Raw genomic sequence first — 245 nt, 5'->3', positions numbered from 1 at the left:
ATGACAGTGTGTATTAGCCTGAGCGCATTCGTCGTGATTGAGGAAGAGGTAAGGGCAGTGCGATAGGCCCGGCCGGTTTGTCGAGCCGCTCCTAGTGCAGAGGCGCCACTTGCTGTAGCTTCCTCACGACGTCAGGCACTGAGCGTGCATTCAGCTTGTGCATCGCTTGCGCGCGATGGATCTTGACTGTCACTTCGCTCAGAGAAAGCTGGCCCGCGATCTGCTTGTTCAGCAGTCCATCGGCG

General features: G+C 58.0%; 1 protein-coding gene. It reads right to left on the bottom strand.

The features are described from left to right. Positions 1-91: 91 nt before the first annotated feature. The coding region (locus tag SB772_RS44465; protein ID WP_410839084.1) for a LuxR C-terminal-related transcriptional regulator at positions 92-245 on the bottom strand (154 nt) is incomplete at its 5' end.

This window comes from Paraburkholderia sp. SIMBA_030, assembly GCF_046535245.1.
In the GTDB taxonomy this organism is placed as follows: domain Bacteria; phylum Pseudomonadota; class Gammaproteobacteria; order Burkholderiales; family Burkholderiaceae; genus Paraburkholderia.
The sequence above is the reverse complement of the archived record's forward strand: the minus strand, read 5'-3'. Positions and strand labels throughout refer to the sequence as shown.